Here is a 19,851-nt window from a genome sequence, read left to right as displayed (position 1 = left end):
AAGTAAGCACATTTAGTGGTAAGTAGGGTATTTCAACACAAAACCTTTATTTCGAGCGCTGCTCAAACGAGATACGCATATTGGCAATATGTGCATCTAATGCTAATTTTGCAATTTCATATGCTTTCGCGCTGTCGGGAGAATTGGGATACTTTTTAAATTCTTCAAAGGCGACGTCAGACTGACGTAGGAGGGTATGTAATTTAATCTGCACAACATCCATATTATGACTTTCTCGAATTGATTTTTACCCTTCCAGATTAGCAAATGCCACGTTGAACGCAAACTAGATATGCCATGATTTACAAATATTTACATTACACTCGTCGGGTTAAATAAATTTCACTACAGCTAAACATACAATTGCCAGTAGAACCAAAACAGGTGCTTCATTTAAAAAGCGATAAAAACGTGATGAATGGGTATTTTCGTCTCGAGCGAATACTTTTACCAGATGGTAAAGATAAAAGTGATAAGCATACAACAATGCGACTAATAGCAATTTGAGATGTAACCAACCTGAGCTTGCCAACCACGAAGTGCCGTATTGGTAAATAAGACTGATGCCAAATATCAAGGTGAGTAGTGCAAAGGGGGTGATAAAAAACCACAATTTACGTTCCATCACTTTAAATTGATCCCGCACGGCTTGAATATCCGTTTGCGCATGGTAAACAAATAGTCGGGGCAAATAGAAGATCCCTGCCATCCATGCCACCATGAAAAATATATGTAACGCCTTGAGCCATAATATGCTCATTTAACCTTCTCCGCGTGAAAAATAGTCATGACTCCGCTAGTACTGAGCTTTATGTAAATAGCTACGCAGCATGTTCCAGGTGATGACACCTGTTATATTGCTCGGCTCATTTTCATACACATACACAGCTCCTTCACGGCTGCTTTGTAATAATTGGTACACTTCCGCTAACGTAGACTGAAACGGCACGCCTTGCATGGTATAAAAAGCCAACGATGACTCTTCCCGGCTAAGGCTAATATCATATTGCACAAGGGAATATTGCACGTCGATTTCAACGCTATTGCATTGCACGACAGGGTGAGTAGGTGAGGTTTCCAAAAATTGTAAAATATGATGTTGCTGGGCATTATTGAACAGCTTAAATTCCTTGTCCATCACAGCCAATACACCGGTTTTCTGCAAGGCTTCCAGCACCGATGAAGTGCTATAGGGCAATTTTTGATAATCTAACTGACGAATGAATATCGAACTGTTACCTAAAAACTGCGTAGATGTGACATAAGCTGGCACAATCACCAGAATCGCTGGCAGAATAAGTTCAGGGCTATAAGACAGCTCCATAACTGCGGATAATGCAGCAAGTGGCGCATGCACCACAGAGGTCATTAACCCAGCCATTCCCAGTAACGCAAAACTACCGCTTAGTTGCTCAATGTTATCCACCGCGAGCCCTAAAGGTGCAGCAAGTAAAGCTCCGCTTAACATCCCAAGCACAAACACCGGTCCCATAATCCCACCAGGGATCCCTAACCCGATTGCAATAATAGTGATGAAAAATTTGGCGCACAACACAGCGACAAGTAACAACACGTCTTGTTGTTGCAATACCATATCGTGCACCGAGAAAAAGTGTGCACCTAATGCCTGAGGTAATATATAGCCTACTATTCCAGTGATGACTGCCGCAATTAGCAGGCGCTTAATCATGTTAAAGCGCTGAAAGATATGCATTACTTTCATCAGAGCGTTATTGAATAACGTTGCTAGGCCTCCGAGCAAAATACCGAAAATAATTAAATATAGGTATATCCAGCGGCTGAACTCAAAAAACTCAATGAAATCTAATTCTTGGGCTTGGCCAAATACCGCCCGGGTCATAACCGTGCCACACGCAGCGGCTAACATAATAGGAATAAAAATGTGGATCTTATATTCGCGTAACACCACCTCCATCACGAATATAACAGCAGCAAAAGGTGTATTAAATGAAGCAGAAATACCAGCCGCGATACCACAGCCAGACAAAATACGAATACTGTTGTGCGGTAATTTAAGCCATTGCCCAAAAAAGCTACTACCAGCGGCACCAAGATGTACAGATGGACCTTCCCGCCCCACAGAAAACCCACTGGCCAACGCGAATGCACCACCGAAAAACTGGTTAATAGTAGTGCGTAGAGGTATATGTCCAAAACGCTGTTTCACCCGGTGAATGACAAACGGGATCCCCATACGATAGTGTTTAAAACCCGTTAAATAAGCCACGCACAGGATCAAAAAGACACCAATTAACGGCATAAGAAGGCGTTCGAGTCCAGATAAAGACGTGAAATTATTCACTTCGTCGAGGTACAAGAGCTGCAGCCACTCGACGCTCAAGCGAAACAAAATAATCAAAGATGCAGCACACACTCCACCAATAATACCCAGCAAACACAACTGAATAGAGGTGCGCGGGGTAGCCAGCTCTTGTCGAAATGCATCAAGGGACATATATTAGCGCTGTTAATATATTACAGAATGGCAATATCTTACCACAAGCCGCTGTAATGTAAGGAGTTACCTTATTTATTTGGTTTTATTGTGCTAACAGGGTCAAGCAATTTGTGAATTATTCAGAGTTAAAGCGACGTTTTGGTCCTTACCAGTTCTATACAGTGTGTTTTTTTATATTAGCAGTAACGGCATCCTTAGCTTTTTCCTTTGGCTTTAATTTGAGCCAAGAACAGCAGCAATTATTAAATCAGTTAACAAGCAGTAGTCAGAGTTTGCGCTCAGAAAATGCCAACTTTTCACAGCAAGTAAATGTGATGAGCGTCGAACTAGACATAGCAAAATCGACTCAACGCAAACTAGCCGAAGATGTAGAACACGCGCTTGCCCGAGAAGATTCACTGCGAAAAGAACTGGCCTTTTATCAGCAGGTGATGGCACCTGAACTAACCGCTACTGGCCTTGCCATTGATGGCTTTGCAATAGAGAAAACCTTAAGTGAAGGATATTTCCGTTTTAAATTAGTGTTATTACAACAAGATAAAATTAAAGCAACACTCAATGGCAATGTGAACTTAGAATTACATGGCAGCGAAAACGGCCGCCCTGTGAGTTATAATTTCGATCAATTAAACGCACACGAAAATGGTGCACTGTCATTTCGTTTCAAATATTTTCAAATGCTGGAATGTGAATTTCAGTTACCAGAAAGCTTTTTACCGGAGAAGGTGGTCATCAATGCACAAGTGTATAAGTACAAACGTAAGCTAGGAGAATTAAATAAAACCTTTGATTGGGCACTATCGACGAGCGAATAGTTGATTAGATTAGTCAGGTATTAGATAATGCCCTCATTATGTTAGCTCGTTTATGTAAAACGTTCAGACCCGCGCTATCCCAATTCACTCATTTGTATACACAGAGGTAATTTATGTCGGTGCAAACAGCAGTCCCTATCGAATTCTCCGACGCCGCCGCACGTAAAGTTAAGGCGCTAGTTGAAGAGGAAGAAAACCCTAACTTGAAATTACGCGTTTACGTAACAGGTGGCGGATGTTCAGGTTTTCAATACGGCTTCACGTTCGATGAAAAAGTTAATGAAGGTGACACCACTATTGATAAAGACCAAGTTACATTAGTCGTCGATCCGATGAGCTTACAATATTTAGTCGGCGGCGAGGTAGATTATACCGAGGGCCTTGAAGGCTCGCGCTTTTTGGTAAATAACCCGAATGCCACCACAACCTGTGGCTGCGGCGCGTCATTTACTGTGTAATAACAGCAATACTTGTGGGAACTGTTGCAAAATGGTCTCCCGCATTTTGTTTACCCTTATCCCTGCCATTTATGTCCTTTTTGCTAAAACTTGCGTGAATTTTTTTCATTTGTTCCGCCAAAGTTACGTAACATTCAATTAACACGTCTAAGCCAAAGCTATCTAACCACTTGAAATAAAGAACTATTTACAGGTGGCATGGGTTATGTATTACCTTCCTTGAAAGTAACCTCTCCTAAGTGATTTACGGAGAAACGCTAACCGAGGAACGAATTATGAAAAAATTAACCTTAGCATCAATTATCAGCAGTATCCTAGCCACAACCGCAATTGCGGCGCCACAAGATATGGACAATAAACAGGCTCCTACGCCCGCAGATAGTACCTTCGCAACGCTAGATAAAGACGAAGATGGCTTTATCTCACAAGGTGAAGCGAGCAAGGACAATGTGTGGAATTACTTTGTTAAAGTCGATGAGGATGCCGACGGACAACTCAGTCCGAATGAGTTTAATACCTATGTGAGCATGTACGGCGACGCGGATATGGATAACGCTGAAACGGAAAATTCAGATCCAGAAAACGCCTTGGATGACTCAGACATGGATGACTCAGACATGGATGCTTCAGACATGGACGATTCAGACATGGATGCTTCAGACATGGACGATTCGGACATGGATGCTTCAGACATGGACGATTCAGACATGGATGCTTCAGACATGGACGATTCGGACATGGATGCTTCAGACATGGATGACTCAGGTATGGATGATGCAAAGATGAATGCTGAGGAAACAGAATCTGCAGTCGAACATGAATTAAGCCAAGCAAAGCAAGATGCAATTTCAGCGAAGGCGCAAAACAGCAACGCTATGGCCGAAAAACAACTCACGCAACATGATAATCATGATGACGTTAATGCCAATACAACGCTCGATGACCCGATGAAGGATGCTGAGTCCAATGCTCAAAACGCACTAGACAATGCAAAAGAGCTGGCTATCCAGGAGCAAGATACATTAAAACAAGCCCATGAAAGTAAAAAAGCACAGATGTCTGAGCAAGGTAACAACGCTAAACATAAAATGACTGAATCTTCGGACGAAAAAATTAACTCCGATTTAGAACAAGACAATCCGGCGCTGAAGGCTCCAGAGCAACCCGCTCCTATCAAGCAAGAGTTTGCAGAAGTGGATGTGAATGCCGATGGGTTTATCAGTAGAGAGGAAGCTAAAAACTCGGAAATTGCCGAACACTTTGATAATGCTGATATCGACAGCGATGACAAAATTAGCCAGCAAGAATATGATACTTTTGTAAAAGGTCAACAATTAACCGCTCGGTATTCAGTACGCTTTCCATATGAATCTGAATAATTAATTTATTGGATAGTGTAATTATACACACAAGCCGGATCCATAAGGAGCCCGGCTTTTTCATGCTTTGCATCAAAATCAGGGCTTAAAAAGGGTAGGCTCGAGCCCTATCATGATTGTGCAAGACTGATAAAAATCCCCCTTTAACTCGCTGGTTTGTGACTCGTGCGCACCGCTCGATAACACACTGAGCAAGTTTTGACACATACCCCCATAGACATATCAAATAGTGCAGCGAACAATAAAGCAATGCCGATACCCCAGCCCAGCGCAGAAGGATTCAAAGGCACCGTATAACTGTACTGATTGACTGTTTCTTGCAAAATCTGCGGATTGTGATCCGTCAGTAAATAGTAAGCTCGTTTAATTATCCCTGCACTCAGGTTGTCCCACTGTGCCTGCAAGGATTGCTCCCGCTCAAATATTAGTTGCACGTTTTCTGCATCACGTTTAAAAACGCTGTCAGTACTGTTTCGATAATGCGTAATTAGCTTCTCGATATCGCCCTCAAAATAACGTTCAGCCGTGAGTTTAAATCCCGCCAAATTCTGCTGGGCTTCAAGTAAATGGGCATCCACGCGCTTCTGGTACTGATCAACGAATGCGGGTATTTGCACACCGCACAATAGGCCTATCGCAAAGATAGCAAGTCGCAAATATTCTCTTATGATCCTCATACGTCTCCCATTTAAGCCATGCTCCCGATTACACTCATACCCTAGCGCGGTTTTGTATACCCAAATTTGAGCGGTTGAGATTGCTTAGGCCAAGCTTGGCACCTATGATAAAACTTCTTTCACGGGGGCGTTATGTTTAATCCAGTTACATTGTACAAACCAACAATGTTTATTTGCTCAATGACTATTTTATTCAGTAGCTTTGCGCAAGCAGCAAACCCTGTTTTGAGCAGCCAAATCGCTATGTCATTTGGTGCACACTGCCCGACATCCTTTTATGGTACGGTGCTTTCTAATGATGCAAGTGCCTGCCATATATTTGCCGACACGTTACCAGCATCATTAACTTATCATAGTAAGGTGTCCCCTAACGAGCTCCAAGCATTCTTCCGTCAACAAATAGACGGACCTATCACGCAAGGCGTGTCGCAAAACCGTATATTGATACGCCTAACTGATAACCGAAAAATCATCGTGATATCCCCAGATGGTGACGGCAGCCAAGTGGATATACTGGTCAACCCTAGTTGACATAGAATTGTTTATGCCCTGATTCTACTTATCTACTTTTAGCCCAACGTCTGGCATTGTCTTTGCTATATCTCCTGTAAGTAACAACACAGGCAACAACTGTCAAAATTTTGGCAGGCCTTTAGGAGCAAGTATGGAATTGGCAATTATCTTAATGATGATATTAATCGTGGTAGCGATTGGTGCTGTGAAATTGAATGAACCCAGTTTAACCTTTCCGTTTAAGAAAAAGACGAATCTATTCACCCCCGTCGAGCGCAGTTTTGTAACGCTGATTGATGAGGCTGTTGGCAACCAGTTTCGTATTATGTGCCGGGTAAAGCTATCTGATGTAGTGGCGACCCGTGAAAGCGTCAATAAGAAAACCAGCAAAAGTGCATTTAGTCGAACCAGTGGTCGTCAACTCGATTTCGTCTTGTGCTCCAGAGAAGACATGTCACCTGTTATAGCCATTGATTTAGTTCACGCTAATCAAAATGGTAAAGATGGATATAAGCGCCAACGCGATTGGTTTGTCAGTGGTGCATTGGATGCAGCTCGTATTCCTCATGTACGTATAAAAGTTCGTTCTGGCTATACCGCACAAGATATTCGTCAATGTATCGATGCTAAGCTCGCCTCGGTGCGCATTGCATCAAGCAATACCCCCCTTATATCAGGGACGGCCGGTCAGGTAAAAGACCCAAACGTGGCAACTCGCCCAACCAAACCTTTGGGACAAAACCCCATAGCGGCGTAAAATTCTGTTAGTTACACAGAGTTAGTAATATCAATGTGCTGAATAACAAATATAAAAAAACCAGCTTTCGCTGGTTTTTTGTTAACTAGGAATATGAATTAGTTGTTAACGAATTCAACGCCCAATTTAATGTCGCCACGTAGGCCTTCTAACATTGACTCTTTAGCTTTCTGCTCGAAATCACTCAACTCACCATAAGGTAGAATTTCTTCTACGCCATTTTTACCCAAACGAACTGGGTGTGAGAAGAACTGTGCATCATCGCTGTTGGTTTCAACATAAGTGTATTCCACTACGTTTTCACCGCGCATAGCAGATACCAGTGACAAGCAGAAACGTGCCGCTGCTTGACCCATAGACAAGGTCGCAGATCCGCCGCCAGCTTTAGCTTCAACGACTTCAGTACCCGCGTTTTGAATACGTGTTGTCAAGCTTGCTACTTCTTCGTCAGTAAACTCAACCCCTTCAACTTGTGAAAGTAAAGGTAGAATTGTCGTACCCGAGTGACCGCCAATAACAGGAACATGTACGTTAGCTGGATTCAGACCACGTAAGTTACCGACAAATGTCTCTGCACGAATAACGTCTAGGGTCGTCACACCGAATAATTTGTTTTTGTCGTATACACCCTTAGCCTTCAACGTTTCAGCAGCGATAGCCACTGTCGTATTAACCGGGTTGGTAATAATACATAAACAGGCTTTAGGGCAATTATCTGCAACAGCATCAACTAGGTTTTTAACAATACCTGCATTGATGTTGAACAAATCTGAACGATCCATACCTGGTTTACGTGGCACACCAGCGGGAATAAGCACAATGTCACAACCGGCTAATGCTTTATCTAGGTCGTCTTTACCGAAGCCTTCGACTTTAACATCAGTGGGTATGTGACTTAAATCAACTGCAACGCCAGGTACAACGGGGGCAACGTCATATAGGGCGAGTTCTGTGCCAGCTGGCAATTGAGTCTTTAACAACAATGATAACGCTTGGCCTATACCGCCAGCTGCACCTAATACCGCTACTTTCATAATTCTCTCCTGTGGAATGCTAATCAATTCGCGAACGAAACACTAATGCAAGACCCGCGAAAAAACAATTAAATGCTGAGCTGGAATTGTTCGAATTTCTATGTATGGGCAAATTGCTTAACTTCAAGTACTAAGGCAAAATAGCCAGCATAAACAGAGGAATATATGGCTACTAATAAGCAAGAAGAACTCATCAAGGCATTTAAGGATATTTTAAAGGCCGAAAACTTTGGATCTCAAGGCGATATTGTCGACGCGCTCAAAACGCAAAACTTTGATAATATTAGTCAATCTAAAGTGTCACGCATGCTCAGTAAATTTGGTGCGGTGCGCACACGTAACGCCCGGGGCGATATGGTGTATTGCTTGCCGCCCGAGCTAGGTATGCCTACCGCTCGCAGCCCACTGCGTCAGTTGGTATTAGACATAGTACACAACAATGTCATGATCATTATTCGCACGAGCCCTGGCGCAGCACAATTGATAGCAAGGTTACTCGATTCCTTGAGTCAAAAAGATGGCGTGCTCGGCACTATCGCTGGTGACGACACTATTTTTATCGCCCCATCCGATATTAATCAAATTGAAGAAATACGCGTGCGTGTCGAAGCGCTTTTTGAAAATGTTTAGTATCAATCTCCCCTTTGGGCCCGCTCACTCTCTGTATCTTTGTTAAAGAGGTGAGCACAATAAATGATTATGTTTTTATTTGTGGCCAGATTCTAATTCGACATCAATCCACACTAGACGATGATCGGAAGATGATTGGCGATCTTTAATCAGACGATATTGAAAGTCTTGCGGCGCAGGCCAAAATACGCCGCTGTCAATCACCTCACCTAGTTTGGTACTTGGTAATACATAATCAGCCCGCATTCGCCAAAAAGCCGTGTGAGTTGCCGCATAGGCATTATTTTTAGTGTGTAACGATGCACCTTTGCTGGTCGGTATCGCGCTGACATTCATTGCCTCGTGGCTCAGCAATGCTTGAATTCCATCTTTGTCCGCATCTCCTTCTTCAATTGATGCGTTTAAATCCCCTAGAATAATAAATTCTTCGCTGCTAATACCACCAGACACGCCTTTGTCATCATAAATATAATCAGCTTTTGGTGAACCCGATATGTAATCTACCCAAAAGCGAATCTCGTCATGGTTGCGTTTCCCGTTACGGTTTTCAGGTCCATCAAATACCGGTGGTGTGGGGTGGCTAGCCAATACATGTATAATATTGCCATTGATTTTTACTGGAACATCCCAGTGAGACTTTGAAGAGAGTCTAAAAACAGACTGAGCTTGAGCAGAATACCAATCCTCACCGTCATCGTTTTTAATGCTATCGATGAGCCCATTTGGCATATCTTTCCACAGAAAGTGCTGGAACGTTCTTATTTGTGCCGTCTCAATCGGGAAGCGACTCAGTATCACCATGCCGTATTGACCAGGATAAAGACCAAAAGCAAACGTATCGCCACCGTTTTCAGCGCTCGAGCCATCGTGATTTAAATCAATCCCAGAGGGCACACCTGTATTTACCGGCGCCGTATAATGATAGGGGTAATCAATAGGGTCAGCGCCGTGTTGCGAAAACGCCAAGTAATTCTTGATAAATGCCCGCACACCTTGAGCATCATCCCCAGTGTAATCGAATTCATTAAGCAGGATAATATCAGGGCGAACCCGTTGAATGATTTCGGCAATATTGCGGATTTGCTGATGTTGACCCGAGGCGAGACGCTCAAACAGCTCGGCGCCTGTTGGCTGATGATTTTTAGGTAAGTAATTACTCGCTTCCATACTCACATTAAACGTCCCAATTCGTATCGATTGTGCCTGACTCACTAACACCACTCCCATCCATAATGCGATTAAGATTAACGCTTTATACATTTATGATTTCCTTAAACAAATAAAAAAGCCGGCTACAAGAGCCGGCTTCTTAGCATTATCAAATTAATGATTAGAACGTGTATTTAACACCAGCTCGAACTTCCCAAAGTGACGCATCAGCCACTCTAGTCTGTCCTGCAGGCGTAATAAATGCGTTATAAACATATTGACCTGCGTCGTTGATTGAAGCATCAACTACAGATTGTTGACGTGGGAACGACGCTTCTTTCAAAACCCCCCAATCATCATTCAACAAGTTACCAATATTTTCGATAACGATGAAGGCACTTCCTTTATGACCTTCGTAGAAGCCTGCGAATTCTTGGCTAACTTTAACGTCGAACTTAACCCACCAGTCACTGTTAACGCTATTACGGTCCATGATTTCACCGCGAGTAAGGCCTTCCGCATCAATAAACGCATTGAATGCATCTAAGTCAAACCCTTCACCGTATATTACGCTAGCATCATTAACTGTTGGGATATAAACCAACTGACGGTCATTGCTGTCGCTTTGCCCCAATGTATCGTTAAGGAAGTTATCGCCATCATTTCGATCTTGGTTATCAAACGTGTAGCTGTAAGGACGTCCTTCGTTCGCTGTTCCGAAAAGGCTGAAGCTAGTATTGTATCCGTCAAAGAATTCATGCTTATAAGACAAACGAAGCGTGAAGCGATGAGGTATTTCAAAGTTAGAGGTTGCTATGCCAGGGTTTTGAGGATCAAAAACTGCAGTACTTGTGTAGTTCGAGAACGCTACAGAGCTAGTCATAGGGCTAACTTCATTTGATTCGGTGAAAGCATAAGCAAATGATGCATCTAAACCGAAATCAAAGGTCTTACTTAAGGCCAATGAAATTGACGTCGAATCACCTGAATCACCATCGACGTTGGTCAACAAGTAATCTTGTGAACGGCCGTTGCTAGTGTAAATTGGGCGTCCGTCAGGCGCTGTCTGGTCAGTAAGAACGCGTGAAACATCACTGATAATCGCAGCGTTTTGCTTCTTAGAATATAAATAGTCAACCATCAATACATAGTCGTTTTCGAACGTATATGTACCACCAATTGCATATTTCCACTCAGATGGGATTTCAAAGTTGGGATCTTGGAAGTTAAGGCCACGGTTAGAGGCTGTTCCGCTAGCAACGCCGTCAAACAAGTCTTGAGGAATATCATAAATTGGGCGACCTTCACCAGTGAACGCCATGTCAAATACAGATGTGCCAGAGCGGTCTTGCTGCTCTACTTGTATTACACCATTGTTCGAATAGTTGTTAGACAACCAAACGTTAGGATTACCACCCGAATACAAACCAACACCGCCTCGCACTTCTAACTGCTCTGTCAACATCCAGTTAACGCCCAAACGAGGTTGAAGCAAATCGATACCGTCTAAGTTTTGCTGATTAGAGAAACCATATGTTTCTTCAACAAATGGGTTTTCAGGCGGCAAATCATCACTTGAGTACCAGTCATAACGAAGGCCGTAGGTGATCGTCATATCTTGGTCTAACCAGTAATACTCGTCTTGGATATAAGCAGTATGGATATCGTAAGAGAAAGCCGCAGCAGCATCGTTAACGTCATTGGTTACAGCAGCATTTTCGTAAGTGATACGGAAAGGCGTTCCAGCTTCGAAATCATCAATAGAACCGAAACGGTATTCACCTTCAGCTTCTTGCACGAACAAGTTGAAAACATCTAAACTTTCAAACTCATAACCACCAGTAATAATGTGGTCACCTGTTGTGTAGGTACCAGCCAACTTCAATGTATCTGTGCTGTAACTCAACTTGTTAGCATGGCGAGAATCATCGGCACCCAGATAAACAGTTGCACGAGAACCGTCGTTTTCGGTAGAAATCTGAACTTCACCAAAATCTGTTCCGCCTAAAGGAACTACATTTGCATCGTAGTCAGAGGTACCGATACGTAATTCGGTTGAGAAATTATCAGACCAATCAGAGTATAAAGACCCTACATATGACTCTAATTTTCCGCCTTGCTCATAATAATGGTTAGAAAACTCATATTCGTCAGAATCCCCATCAGATTCACGGATAGTATTACCATCGTTGTAGTTGTAAACAAGAGACGCACGATGATCGGCATTAATCTGCCAATCAAGTTTAAGCATGATTTTTTCATCTTCTACCGGAATGCTAGTTGTAAATGCACCCGGATCATAGCCGTAGATATCGTTAGCTATTTGTTCAATTCGGTCTAGTTGAGCCTGAGAAACACCTGCAACCTGAACAGCTTGATTTGAGTCTGCTGAACCACGGTCAAACAACGTCGCCCCTTCAAGTTTTTCATATGAACCGAAGAAGAATAATTTGTCTTCGATTAATGCGCCGCCAACATTGAAACCGTAACGCTTTTCGTTAAAGTTGCCTACCGTTAGCTTCTCGCCTTCCAATTGATCACCACGAAGAGAGTCATTGGTATAGTCGAAGAAAGCCCCACCATGCCATTCATTTGTACCAGACTTAGTCACAGCATTGATGTTACATGCTGTAAAACCACCGTACTGAACATCGAAAGGTGCTAATTCCACTGCGACTTGATCGATCGAGTCATAAGAAAAAGGAATTCGAATGGTTGGATAACCATTGCTATTCAACCCGAAGTTATCGTTGGTACGGATACCGTCGACCGTCAAACTGTTAAAACGTGAGTTAGCACCGGCACACTGAATACCGTCGCCGAAAGCTTCATCTACGTAGATACGCGGATCGATACGTACTAAGTCTTTGATATCACGGTTAATGGCAGGAGCTGCCTCCAAGTCAGATAAACTAAAGTTAGCCACGGGTCCAGAAGCGCCATAGGTTGCGTTGGTTACGCGGCCGCTTACTGTAATAGTTTCAAGGTTCTCTTCCTGTTGAGTGGCTAAATCTAAATTAAGGCTTTTAGTTTCGCCTAAATTCAAGAAAACACCTTGCTCAACCGTTTTATTGCCTGATTGATCCATCACTTCTACGGTGTAAGGACCACCAACACGCACACCACGAAGGTTATAACGACCGGTTTCGTTAGTAGTCAACACTTTCACAGCCCCTGTGCGGGTGTCTGTGATAGTAACTGTTGCGTTTGATACTGATTGACCACTTTGTGAAAGAACTGTACCGCCTATGCTTGAAGACGTTTCCTGCGCAAGAGCAGCAGAAGACATGCCTAATGACATGGCTACCGCAAGCGCGATGCTGGTGAGTTTAGTTTTTCTTAGCATTGTGTGTTTCCTAAGGTTTGTGAGTATTAAATCGTGTTAATTTTTATGCCGCTATTATTTTATTTTTATGTTGCATTTATATTACTGCACTGACCAGTAACCAAAAAATTTGACTAACTGGTCAAAAATTCCCTGCCCGCTTTCTTATTTTCTTTGTAAACGGTCACTTTTATTTTTATACGTCATGAGGTGACACGATTTGTGACAAACTTTGACTTAGCCAGTGTGAACAAATTTTGCTAAGTAAAAACCCCTCAACAACATTCATAACTTCTTATTATTAATTATTTTAAATCAATAACTTACCGCCTTCAAATAAATTTACCTATTGCTTTAAGTAAGACTAACTGGTCAAATCAGTACAACAAGTAAAAATACCGAACTTGAGTGCAGAAAAGAATTTTGTCGATTAACGCGATTGCCTTGCCCATCCTATCCGGAATATTTATGCTCGCCAGCTGGTATGCAGGTGTCTATTCAAGCGTAATAAAAAGTGAAAATTTATCTAATTTAATTTCGCAATCGCTCACTTGCCAAACAAAATCGGTAAAAAATAGTGACGAATTTGTTGCATTTATAACCGATCAAGGAATGGCGAGCAAACTTCTTTCTGCATTATGTAGCAACCAAACGCTCAATCGTCAATACGGTAAGGTCACCGTGCAGTGGAGCCACAACGAGCAAGAAATTATTCAGTATGTAGGTAAAGGAATTGCTGATCTTGCCTTGGTCAAAGAAAATGTCATGTTGGCTTTTGCTGCAGAAACGACTTATAGATACCAAACTGTAGCTCAATACAAAGACTACTCCACTTATTTAATCTCCTTAAAAGAAAAACCAAAACTGACTAAACAATATTTATGGGGTAAACGCTTGGGGCTGTTGGACTACCCTAGCAGCCGCTCGGGGCATATTGTACCTAAAGGACTACTGAATGAGCTGGGCATTTCAGAAGCTAATATGGATATTGTGTATGTAAATTCTCATGAGGCACTGCGCGACCTTCTTGCAACAGGTAGCGTGGATATCATCTCGTCATTTTGGAAAGATATCGATGATCAACGCTTCTCGGCAAATTATATTACACCGATAAAAACCAAAGTAAGCGGCAGCAAATGGTATTTAAAAATGGAGACCCAAAATACTGATTTGATTTGTGAAATTCAAAAAACTTTATTGCAACTATCAAGCAAAACACAGTCAGATTATTACAGCCAGCTGCAACTTATCCCCAACCACTGCCAGTTGCCTTTAAATGCAAAGATACCGGTGCCAGATGAAAAATAAATTTATATATGCTGCGGTATTTGTGCTGTCATGGCTGATATTTCAGTTCGCATTTGTCATTGGAGTACATTTTCAATCCACTGCTAACCAGACACAATCTTTAGCCAGTGTTGAGAAGCGCATTGCAATCGATCTGCCAAAACTCCGGCTAGCTAACCCAAAATTTAAAACCGTTGCAGACTCTCGTTCTGTCAGTCGTTATTTATCTGACCTAAATGCAGCTTTGGATCTACAGTCTTCGCCGTTATATGTGATCAGCATTCAAGGGATTGCAGCCCCCGATGTGATACCAGCCAAAGCGCCTTTAGAAGCATATTTGCTGACAAATGACCAAAAAATCGTCATTCAGTACGCAGCAAAATCGCTGACTTTCTTAGACTATTTTGGCACTATTCCACTTTTATTGGCCTTAATTATCAGCCTGTTATGTATACGGAAACTACGTACCTCACATAATAAAGCCGCTACTGTGATGGACGAACTAGAAACAATCGCGAGCCATCAGTTAATCATCGATTTAAAAAGTAAAACATTAGCTTATATCGATACGAGTACCGCGATAGTTTTACCCAATAAGCCCTTCTGTTTTTACGCTGCCTTAGTTGATTTTTGCATACAAGATAAAAGTGCCAATTTAAGCAATAGCAGTGATGTACCTGATGAACTCGTGCAAACAGCAAACAAGTACTTTTACCGCTTAATAGATTTAGGTCACACAAAGCGGAAACGTCCTGACTTTGCTGCAAACTTAGATAAAACCCTCAGTGAAATTCGTTCGGCGCTGGATGATATATTCGTCGACTACCAAGATGAAAAAGAACAATTTTATCCGCCAAAAGCTCAAGGTGAAGGTTCACGTTCAAAGTTACATAATTATGCATTGCCTAATATTAAAGCAGATAAGGTTCTCTTCATTGGAAAATAACCATCAGAGTTCACGCAACACTGACGCTCAGTCTAGACGCTCAAATACTTAATCCTAAGTGTAAAATGCGTCTATCCGCCTACCAAAAAACTTTCTGGCTTCATGAGTAGCAGAAAATTTCATACAAACAAACTTGACCAGTTGGTCAACAAACCGTAATCTTGTTGCGTTAATGTTAACCAATGGGGCTGACATTGTACTGGTTTACGAATTGTCATAAAAATTGCTATATAAATGGGCTGTGAAAACTGACTTTTTCACCGTTCGCTGGTATCTTTCAAGCAATCTCATATCTATCAATTCGGAGTAGTATGTCTGCCCCTCTCGTTATCGCTATCTCCGGTGCTTCTGGCTCGGGTAAATCGCTGTTTACTGAGAATTTATTAAAAGAATTTTCTGAAGACGGTAAACATGTACAAATTCTTCGTGAAGATCATTATTACCGCGCTCAAGATCATCTACCGATGCAAGAACGCGAAAAAAATAATTATGATCACCCCAAAGCATTTGAACATGAATTATTAGTTGAGCATCTACAAGCCCTGAAGAACTGGCAGTCAGTTGATTATCCTCACTACTGCTATAAAACGCATACACGCTTGGCTCAGACCGAAAAACTAATGTCAGCACCGGTTATCATTATTGAAGGTATTATGTTGTTAGCGAATCAAGAGTTACAACCCTTATTCGATATCAAAATCTTTGTTGATACGCCCCTAGACATTTGTTTATTACGGCGCATGAAACGCGATATCGCTGAACGTGGTCGCACCTTGGATTCCGTTGCGAAGCAATACGAATCGACTGTTAAGCCTATGTATCATCAATTTATCGCACCTAGTCGTTTCACTGCCGATGTGATTGTGACCCAAGGCGGGAAAAATCGTATTGCCCTGGATGTGATTAAATCACATATTCAGCAAACTTTACTTTAGCCCGATAAAATAACGACGACATAATAACAATAATTAAGGAGTTAGGATGGTCAGCTTGATTGGCATCGCCGTTCTGTTCATTCTTGCGATATTGCTCTCTGCACATCGCAAGTCAATAAACTGGCGCACCGTGGGTGGAGCATTTGCCATTCAAGCCATAATTGGCGCATTAGTACTGTATTTCCCTCCAGGAAAAGACTTTTTATTAGGCCTGACGGTCTACGTCAAAAATATTATCGAATATAGCCAACAAGGTATTGATTTCATTTTTGGTCAATTAGGGAACAAATCCTTAGGATTCATTTTTGCTTTTAACGTGTTGCCCGTTATTGTATTTTTCTCGTCATTAATCACCGTCCTTTATCATTTGGGTATCATGTCTTGGATTATCCGTTTAATAGGCGGATTCTTGCAGTTCGCACTTAAAACAAGTCGTCCTGAATCCATGTCAGCCGCTGCCAATATATTTGTTGGCCAGACAGAAGCCCCCCTCGTCGTTAAACCTTTTATTCCGCATATGACACGTTCGGAACTGTTTGCCATTATGGTTGGCGGGTTAGCCTCTATTGCGGGCTCCGTCATGGCCGGGTATGCGGGTATGGGAGTCGAGATAAAGTATCTGTTGGCCGCTAGTTTTATGGCTGCTCCCGGCGGCTTGCTGATGGCTAAAATCATCATGCCTGAAACCCAAGAAGTTAAGAACGAACTAGCTGAAGTCGATAACGAGGAAGACAAGTACGCTAACATCTTCGATGCAGCAGCTAGCGGTGCAGCCTCAGGTATGCACTTAGCGCTCAATGTTGGCGCCATGTTGCTTGCTTTTATTGCGCTTATCGCTTTATTAAACGGCCTCATTGGCTGGGCCGGCGGAGTTGTCGGCATTGAAAACTTAAGTTTCGAAGTCATACTGGGATACGTTTTTCAACCCCTAGCATGGGCCTTAGGTGTGCCATGGGATGAAGCCAACCTTGCGGGTAGCTTTATTGGACAGAAAATGGTCGTCAATGAATTTGTTGCTTATGTAGACTTTTTGAAATATCAGGCGGATTTGTCACCTGGTACGCAAGCTATCGTAATATTTTCGCTGTGTGGCTTTGCTAACTTTTCATCCATTGCAATATTAATGGGCGGGATCGGCGCATTGGCGCCTACCAGACGTAAAGAAATAGCTCAATTGGGCCTCAAAGCTGTATTAGCCGCAACCTTGGCCAATTTAATGAGCGCCGCCCTAGCTGGCCTATACTTGAGTCTTTGAACCATTACTCATAATAAAGGAATGAATGCCAAGGTGGGCACTCCATTCACACTACACGACAGACAGGAAAGAATATTATGCAATTGCTAGCCGTCGATTATCTAGCGCCTGACGCAGACAAAAAATTCGTAGAATCACTACGCCAAACGGGTTTTGGTGTACTTAAAAACCACCCCATTGAACAATCTACTGTTACGAGTATCTATCAGAACTGGCAGGCTTTTTTTAACCGTGATGATAAACTTCATTATGCATTCGATAATCAAAGCCATGATGGTTTTTTCTCTACCAAAGTATCAGAGACCGCCAAAGGTTTTAAAAAGAAAGATATTAAAGAATACTTTCATTATTACCCTTGGGGGAAGTGCCCACCAGACTTGAAACAAGAGTTACAAGATTATTATCAGGCCGCCAACAACTTAGCGTCTGAATTACTTGCTTGGGTTGAGAAGTATTCACCTTCAGAAGTGGCCGCATTATACAGTGAACCGCTTTCAGGCATGGCGAAAGATAGTGATCAAACATTATTGCGGGTTTTGCATTACCCACCCATTACGGGTGCTGAAGAGCCTGACGCAATTCGCGCGGCAGCACATGAAGACATTAACCTGTTGACTATTTTACCGTCCGCTAACGAACCCGGCTTACAGGTTAAAGGGACGGGAGATGAGTGGATCGACGTACCTTGTGATTTCGGAACCTTAATTGTCAACATTGGAGATATGCTCCAGGAAGCCTCAGGGGGATATTTCCCATCAACATCACACCGGGTCATTAATCCTAAAGGTGCTGATCAATCTAAATCACGCATATCACTGCCATTGTTTTTGCATCCACGTCCCGAGGTCGTTTTATCTGAACGACATACAGCCAAATCTTACTTGGCTGAACGTTTGCGGGAACTGGGCGTGGCATAAATAGATTTAGCTACCCCCATTAGAACCTACCTTGTGGATAGCCATCCGTGAGGTAGGTTCATGTTAAACGAAAATTCGCTTATTAAGAACGACTCAGTAAATCTAACTTTCCTTGGTACAACTCTTTCTCCTGCATGTTCTTAGCGGTGCGCTTCGCTTTCTTCAAATAACGTTCGGTTTCTGCTACCTCACCAAGAGCAAAATAGGTTTTTGCTAAAGCAAAAAAGATTTCATGACGCGTTTTATCGATAGCAAGTGCACGATTGAAATGTGCTAACGCTTGCTGTAAGTCCCCACTGTCATAATCCCTTCGACCTAAATCCAAATGGTAATAAGGGTTGCGTAATCGTTTGCTTTCTACACGGGCAAGGATCTCAGCAGACTGCTCAGGTTTATTTGAGTATGCATAGAGATAGGCTAAATTCTCCCAGGCAGTTAAATTATCAGGCGACGATGCCAGCGCTATTAAATATACCCGCTCAGCTAAATCAAATAGCTTAGACACTCGATATAAGAAACCCAAATTCACTAAGGCTGAATCAAAGTTTGGTTCTACTTTTAGGGCCGCTGAAAAATAAGCGTAGGCTAAATCTCGCTCATTATTGATCAGGGCGTCAGCGCCTTTATTATTGTAAAACATTGCAATCACTTGGTTTTTACTAAGGATTTTTCGCGGAAAGTGTTTCTTCTGGGTTTGTGGATCAAAATCAATTTGGTACCCACGTTTATATAAATAAAACGAGTTGGTGCTTCGCGCTTGGGGGATTATCTGTAAATTAATATGCCCGTTTAACAAACTTACGCCTTCTCGACGCGTCCAATATTCAGGTATTTGAATGTCCTGAAAACGTACACTTAAATCGGCTTCATTGGCCAATGCGTAGGTCATAATCGATAAAGACAAACAATTTGCGGCCCGATTATGAAATGTCTCATTGGCCGTCGTATTTGCATCGCCCCGGTAAAGTAAGTCGAAATTTAAACGCTTAAATATACTGCGTGCTAGGGTTTCCGTACGCTCGATTGGATCTTGTATATGGCCAACTGTTTGCTGAACATAAGTTCTTGCTTCTTTATCTAAACGGAAGATGTCTTTTTCTGACTCTATTGAAATGTGCTTGGCACTAGGGAAGGCTTCATCATCAAAAATGGGACCGGATACGTGTTTTACGATTGGCGCACTCTGACATGCTGTTAACATAAACGTAAAGATAAGAACTAACCAGAATGTATGCTGCTTGGTAAAGTGGTTCACAATACTTCTCCTCTTTGCTACTCCTTTAAATCTAGTTAAA

Annotated in this window: 19 protein-coding genes; 11 read left to right on the top strand and 8 right to left on the bottom strand. The window is 42.4% G+C overall.

Features of this window, described 5'->3' with window-relative positions:
• Positions 1–46: 46 nt before the first annotated feature.
• From GPLA_RS23750 to GPLA_RS14820, 3 genes are all read right to left on the bottom strand, one after another.
• Positions 47–214, bottom strand: a complete 168-nt coding sequence (locus tag GPLA_RS23750) for a hypothetical protein (protein ID WP_193362953.1) — start codon at positions 212–214, stop codon at positions 47–49.
• Between the two features lie 117 nt (positions 215–331).
• Positions 332–760, bottom strand: a complete 429-nt coding sequence (hemJ, locus tag GPLA_RS14825; RefSeq protein ID WP_007105754.1) for a protoporphyrinogen oxidase HemJ — start codon at positions 758–760, stop codon at positions 332–334.
• Between the two features lie 36 nt (positions 761–796).
• A complete protein-coding gene (locus GPLA_RS14820) occupies positions 797–2,476 on the bottom strand; it encodes a chloride channel protein (protein ID WP_007105753.1) in 1,680 nt (559 codons plus the stop codon).
• A gap of 113 nt (positions 2,477–2,589) precedes the next feature.
• Between GPLA_RS14820 and GPLA_RS14815 the strand changes: the two genes are divergently transcribed.
• The 3 genes from GPLA_RS14815 to GPLA_RS24225 all read left to right on the top strand — a co-directional run bounded on the left by GPLA_RS14815 (position 2,590) and on the right by GPLA_RS24225 (position 5,131).
• Positions 2,590–3,294 carry a DUF6776 family protein gene (locus GPLA_RS14815; protein WP_007105752.1) on the top strand — a complete coding sequence of 235 codons (705 nt, stop codon included), beginning with the start codon at positions 2,590–2,592 and terminating at the stop codon, positions 3,292–3,294.
• 113 nt (positions 3,295–3,407) lie between these two features.
• Entirely contained in the window at positions 3,408–3,752 is a 345-nt protein-coding gene (gene erpA, locus GPLA_RS14810) for an iron-sulfur cluster insertion protein ErpA (RefSeq protein WP_007105751.1), read from the top strand.
• A 275-nt stretch (positions 3,753–4,027) separates the two neighbouring features.
• A complete protein-coding gene (locus GPLA_RS24225; RefSeq protein WP_007105749.1) occupies positions 4,028–5,131 on the top strand; it encodes an EF-hand domain-containing protein in 1,104 nt (367 codons plus the stop codon).
• A 143-nt stretch (positions 5,132–5,274) separates the two neighbouring features.
• On the opposite strand, the gene GPLA_RS14800 is transcribed toward GPLA_RS24225, so the two are convergent.
• Positions 5,275–5,808: a DUF2937 family protein gene (locus GPLA_RS14800; RefSeq protein ID WP_007105748.1), complete on the bottom strand. Its 534-nt coding sequence runs from the start codon at positions 5,806–5,808 to the stop codon at positions 5,275–5,277.
• Between the two features lie 132 nt (positions 5,809–5,940).
• Here GPLA_RS14800 and GPLA_RS14795 point away from each other — a divergent pair, with 132 nt between their 5' ends.
• Positions 5,941–6,339 carry a hypothetical protein gene (locus GPLA_RS14795; protein WP_040514940.1) on the top strand — a complete coding sequence of 133 codons (399 nt, stop codon included), beginning with the start codon at positions 5,941–5,943 and terminating at the stop codon, positions 6,337–6,339.
• 133 nt (positions 6,340–6,472) lie between these two features.
• Entirely contained in the window at positions 6,473–7,078 is a 606-nt protein-coding gene (locus tag GPLA_RS14790) for a DUF2726 domain-containing protein (RefSeq protein ID WP_007105746.1), read from the top strand.
• Between the two features lie 98 nt (positions 7,079–7,176).
• On the opposite strand, the gene mdh is transcribed toward GPLA_RS14790, so the two are convergent.
• Positions 7,177–8,112 carry a malate dehydrogenase gene (gene mdh, locus GPLA_RS14785; protein WP_007105745.1) on the bottom strand — a complete coding sequence of 312 codons (936 nt, stop codon included), beginning with the start codon at positions 8,110–8,112 and terminating at the stop codon, positions 7,177–7,179.
• 165 nt (positions 8,113–8,277) lie between these two features.
• Between mdh and argR the strand changes: the two genes are divergently transcribed.
• Positions 8,278–8,742 carry a transcriptional regulator ArgR gene (argR, locus tag GPLA_RS14780; protein ID WP_007105744.1) on the top strand — a complete coding sequence of 155 codons (465 nt, stop codon included), beginning with the start codon at positions 8,278–8,280 and terminating at the stop codon, positions 8,740–8,742.
• A gap of 75 nt (positions 8,743–8,817) precedes the next feature.
• Here argR and GPLA_RS14775 read toward each other — a convergent pair whose 3' ends face one another.
• Both GPLA_RS14775 and GPLA_RS14770 read right to left on the bottom strand, forming a co-directional pair.
• A complete protein-coding gene (locus tag GPLA_RS14775) occupies positions 8,818–10,002 on the bottom strand; it encodes an endonuclease/exonuclease/phosphatase family protein (protein WP_007105743.1) in 1,185 nt (394 codons plus the stop codon).
• A 70-nt stretch (positions 10,003–10,072) separates the two neighbouring features.
• Complete coding sequence (locus tag GPLA_RS14770) at positions 10,073–13,237, bottom strand: TonB-dependent receptor (protein ID WP_007105742.1); 3,165 nt, start codon at positions 13,235–13,237, stop codon at positions 10,073–10,075.
• Positions 13,238–13,624: 387 nt separating this feature from the next.
• On the opposite strand from GPLA_RS14770, the gene GPLA_RS14765 reads away from it, so the two are divergent.
• The 5 genes from GPLA_RS14765 (at position 13,625) to GPLA_RS14745 (ending at position 18,556) form a co-directional block, all read left to right on the top strand.
• Entirely contained in the window at positions 13,625–14,524 is a 900-nt protein-coding gene (locus GPLA_RS14765; RefSeq protein WP_226993121.1) for a PhnD/SsuA/transferrin family substrate-binding protein, read from the top strand.
• The gene (locus GPLA_RS14760; RefSeq protein WP_007105740.1) at positions 14,514–15,449 is read left to right on the top strand and encodes a hypothetical protein; all 936 of its coding nucleotides are present in this window, start codon (positions 14,514–14,516) and stop codon (positions 15,447–15,449) included. Before GPLA_RS14765 ends, GPLA_RS14760 begins: the two co-directional genes overlap by 11 nt.
• 311 nt (positions 15,450–15,760) lie before the next feature.
• The gene (udk, locus tag GPLA_RS14755; protein WP_007105739.1) at positions 15,761–16,384 is read left to right on the top strand and encodes a uridine kinase; all 624 of its coding nucleotides are present in this window, start codon (positions 15,761–15,763) and stop codon (positions 16,382–16,384) included.
• Positions 16,385–16,430: 46 nt separating this feature from the next.
• Positions 16,431–17,639, top strand: coding sequence for a NupC/NupG family nucleoside CNT transporter (locus GPLA_RS14750; protein WP_040514938.1), 1,209 nt, complete (start codon positions 16,431–16,433; stop codon positions 17,637–17,639).
• Between the two features lie 77 nt (positions 17,640–17,716).
• Positions 17,717–18,556, top strand: coding sequence for a 2OG-Fe(II) oxygenase family protein (locus GPLA_RS14745; RefSeq protein ID WP_007105736.1), 840 nt, complete (start codon positions 17,717–17,719; stop codon positions 18,554–18,556).
• A gap of 82 nt (positions 18,557–18,638) precedes the next feature.
• On the opposite strand, the gene GPLA_RS14740 is transcribed toward GPLA_RS14745, so the two are convergent.
• Positions 18,639–19,811, bottom strand: coding sequence for a tetratricopeptide repeat protein (locus GPLA_RS14740; protein ID WP_007105735.1), 1,173 nt, complete (start codon positions 19,809–19,811; stop codon positions 18,639–18,641).
• Between the last annotated feature and the right edge of the window lie 40 nt (positions 19,812–19,851).

This window comes from Paraglaciecola polaris LMG 21857 (assembly GCF_000315055.1).
In the GTDB taxonomy this organism is placed as follows: domain Bacteria; phylum Pseudomonadota; class Gammaproteobacteria; order Enterobacterales; family Alteromonadaceae; genus Paraglaciecola; species Paraglaciecola polaris.
The sequence above is the reverse complement of the archived record's forward strand: the minus strand, read 5'-3'. Positions and strand labels throughout refer to the sequence as shown.

Bases quoted from the DNA above. Each gene is read 5' to 3' on its own strand.
- GPLA_RS14800 (WP_007105748.1), bottom strand. From the start codon at position 5,808: ATGAGGATCATAAGAGAATATTTGCGACTTGCTATCTTTGCGATAGGC.
- mdh (WP_007105745.1), bottom strand. From the start codon at position 8,112: ATGAAAGTAGCGGTATTAGGTGCAGCTGGCGGTATAGGCCAAGCGTTA.
- GPLA_RS14795 (WP_040514940.1), top strand. From the start codon at position 5,941: ATGTTTAATCCAGTTACATTGTACAAACCAACAATGTTTATTTGCTCA.
- argR (WP_007105744.1), top strand. From the start codon at position 8,278: ATGGCTACTAATAAGCAAGAAGAACTCATCAAGGCATTTAAGGATATT.
- GPLA_RS14820 (WP_007105753.1), bottom strand. From the start codon at position 2,476: ATGTCCCTTGATGCATTTCGACAAGAGCTGGCTACCCCGCGCACCTCT.
- GPLA_RS14745 (WP_007105736.1), top strand. From the start codon at position 17,717: ATGCAATTGCTAGCCGTCGATTATCTAGCGCCTGACGCAGACAAAAAA.
- GPLA_RS14750 (WP_040514938.1), top strand. From the start codon at position 16,431: ATGGTCAGCTTGATTGGCATCGCCGTTCTGTTCATTCTTGCGATATTG.
- erpA (WP_007105751.1), top strand. From the start codon at position 3,408: ATGTCGGTGCAAACAGCAGTCCCTATCGAATTCTCCGACGCCGCCGCA.
- udk (WP_007105739.1), top strand. From the start codon at position 15,761: ATGTCTGCCCCTCTCGTTATCGCTATCTCCGGTGCTTCTGGCTCGGGT.
- GPLA_RS14760 (WP_007105740.1), top strand. From the start codon at position 14,514: ATGAAAAATAAATTTATATATGCTGCGGTATTTGTGCTGTCATGGCTG.
- GPLA_RS24225 (WP_007105749.1), top strand. From the start codon at position 4,028: ATGAAAAAATTAACCTTAGCATCAATTATCAGCAGTATCCTAGCCACA.
- GPLA_RS14770 (WP_007105742.1), bottom strand. From the start codon at position 13,237: ATGCTAAGAAAAACTAAACTCACCAGCATCGCGCTTGCGGTAGCCATG.
- GPLA_RS14790 (WP_007105746.1), top strand. From the start codon at position 6,473: ATGGAATTGGCAATTATCTTAATGATGATATTAATCGTGGTAGCGATT.
- GPLA_RS14775 (WP_007105743.1), bottom strand. From the start codon at position 10,002: ATGTATAAAGCGTTAATCTTAATCGCATTATGGATGGGAGTGGTGTTA.
- hemJ (WP_007105754.1), bottom strand. From the start codon at position 760: ATGAGCATATTATGGCTCAAGGCGTTACATATATTTTTCATGGTGGCA.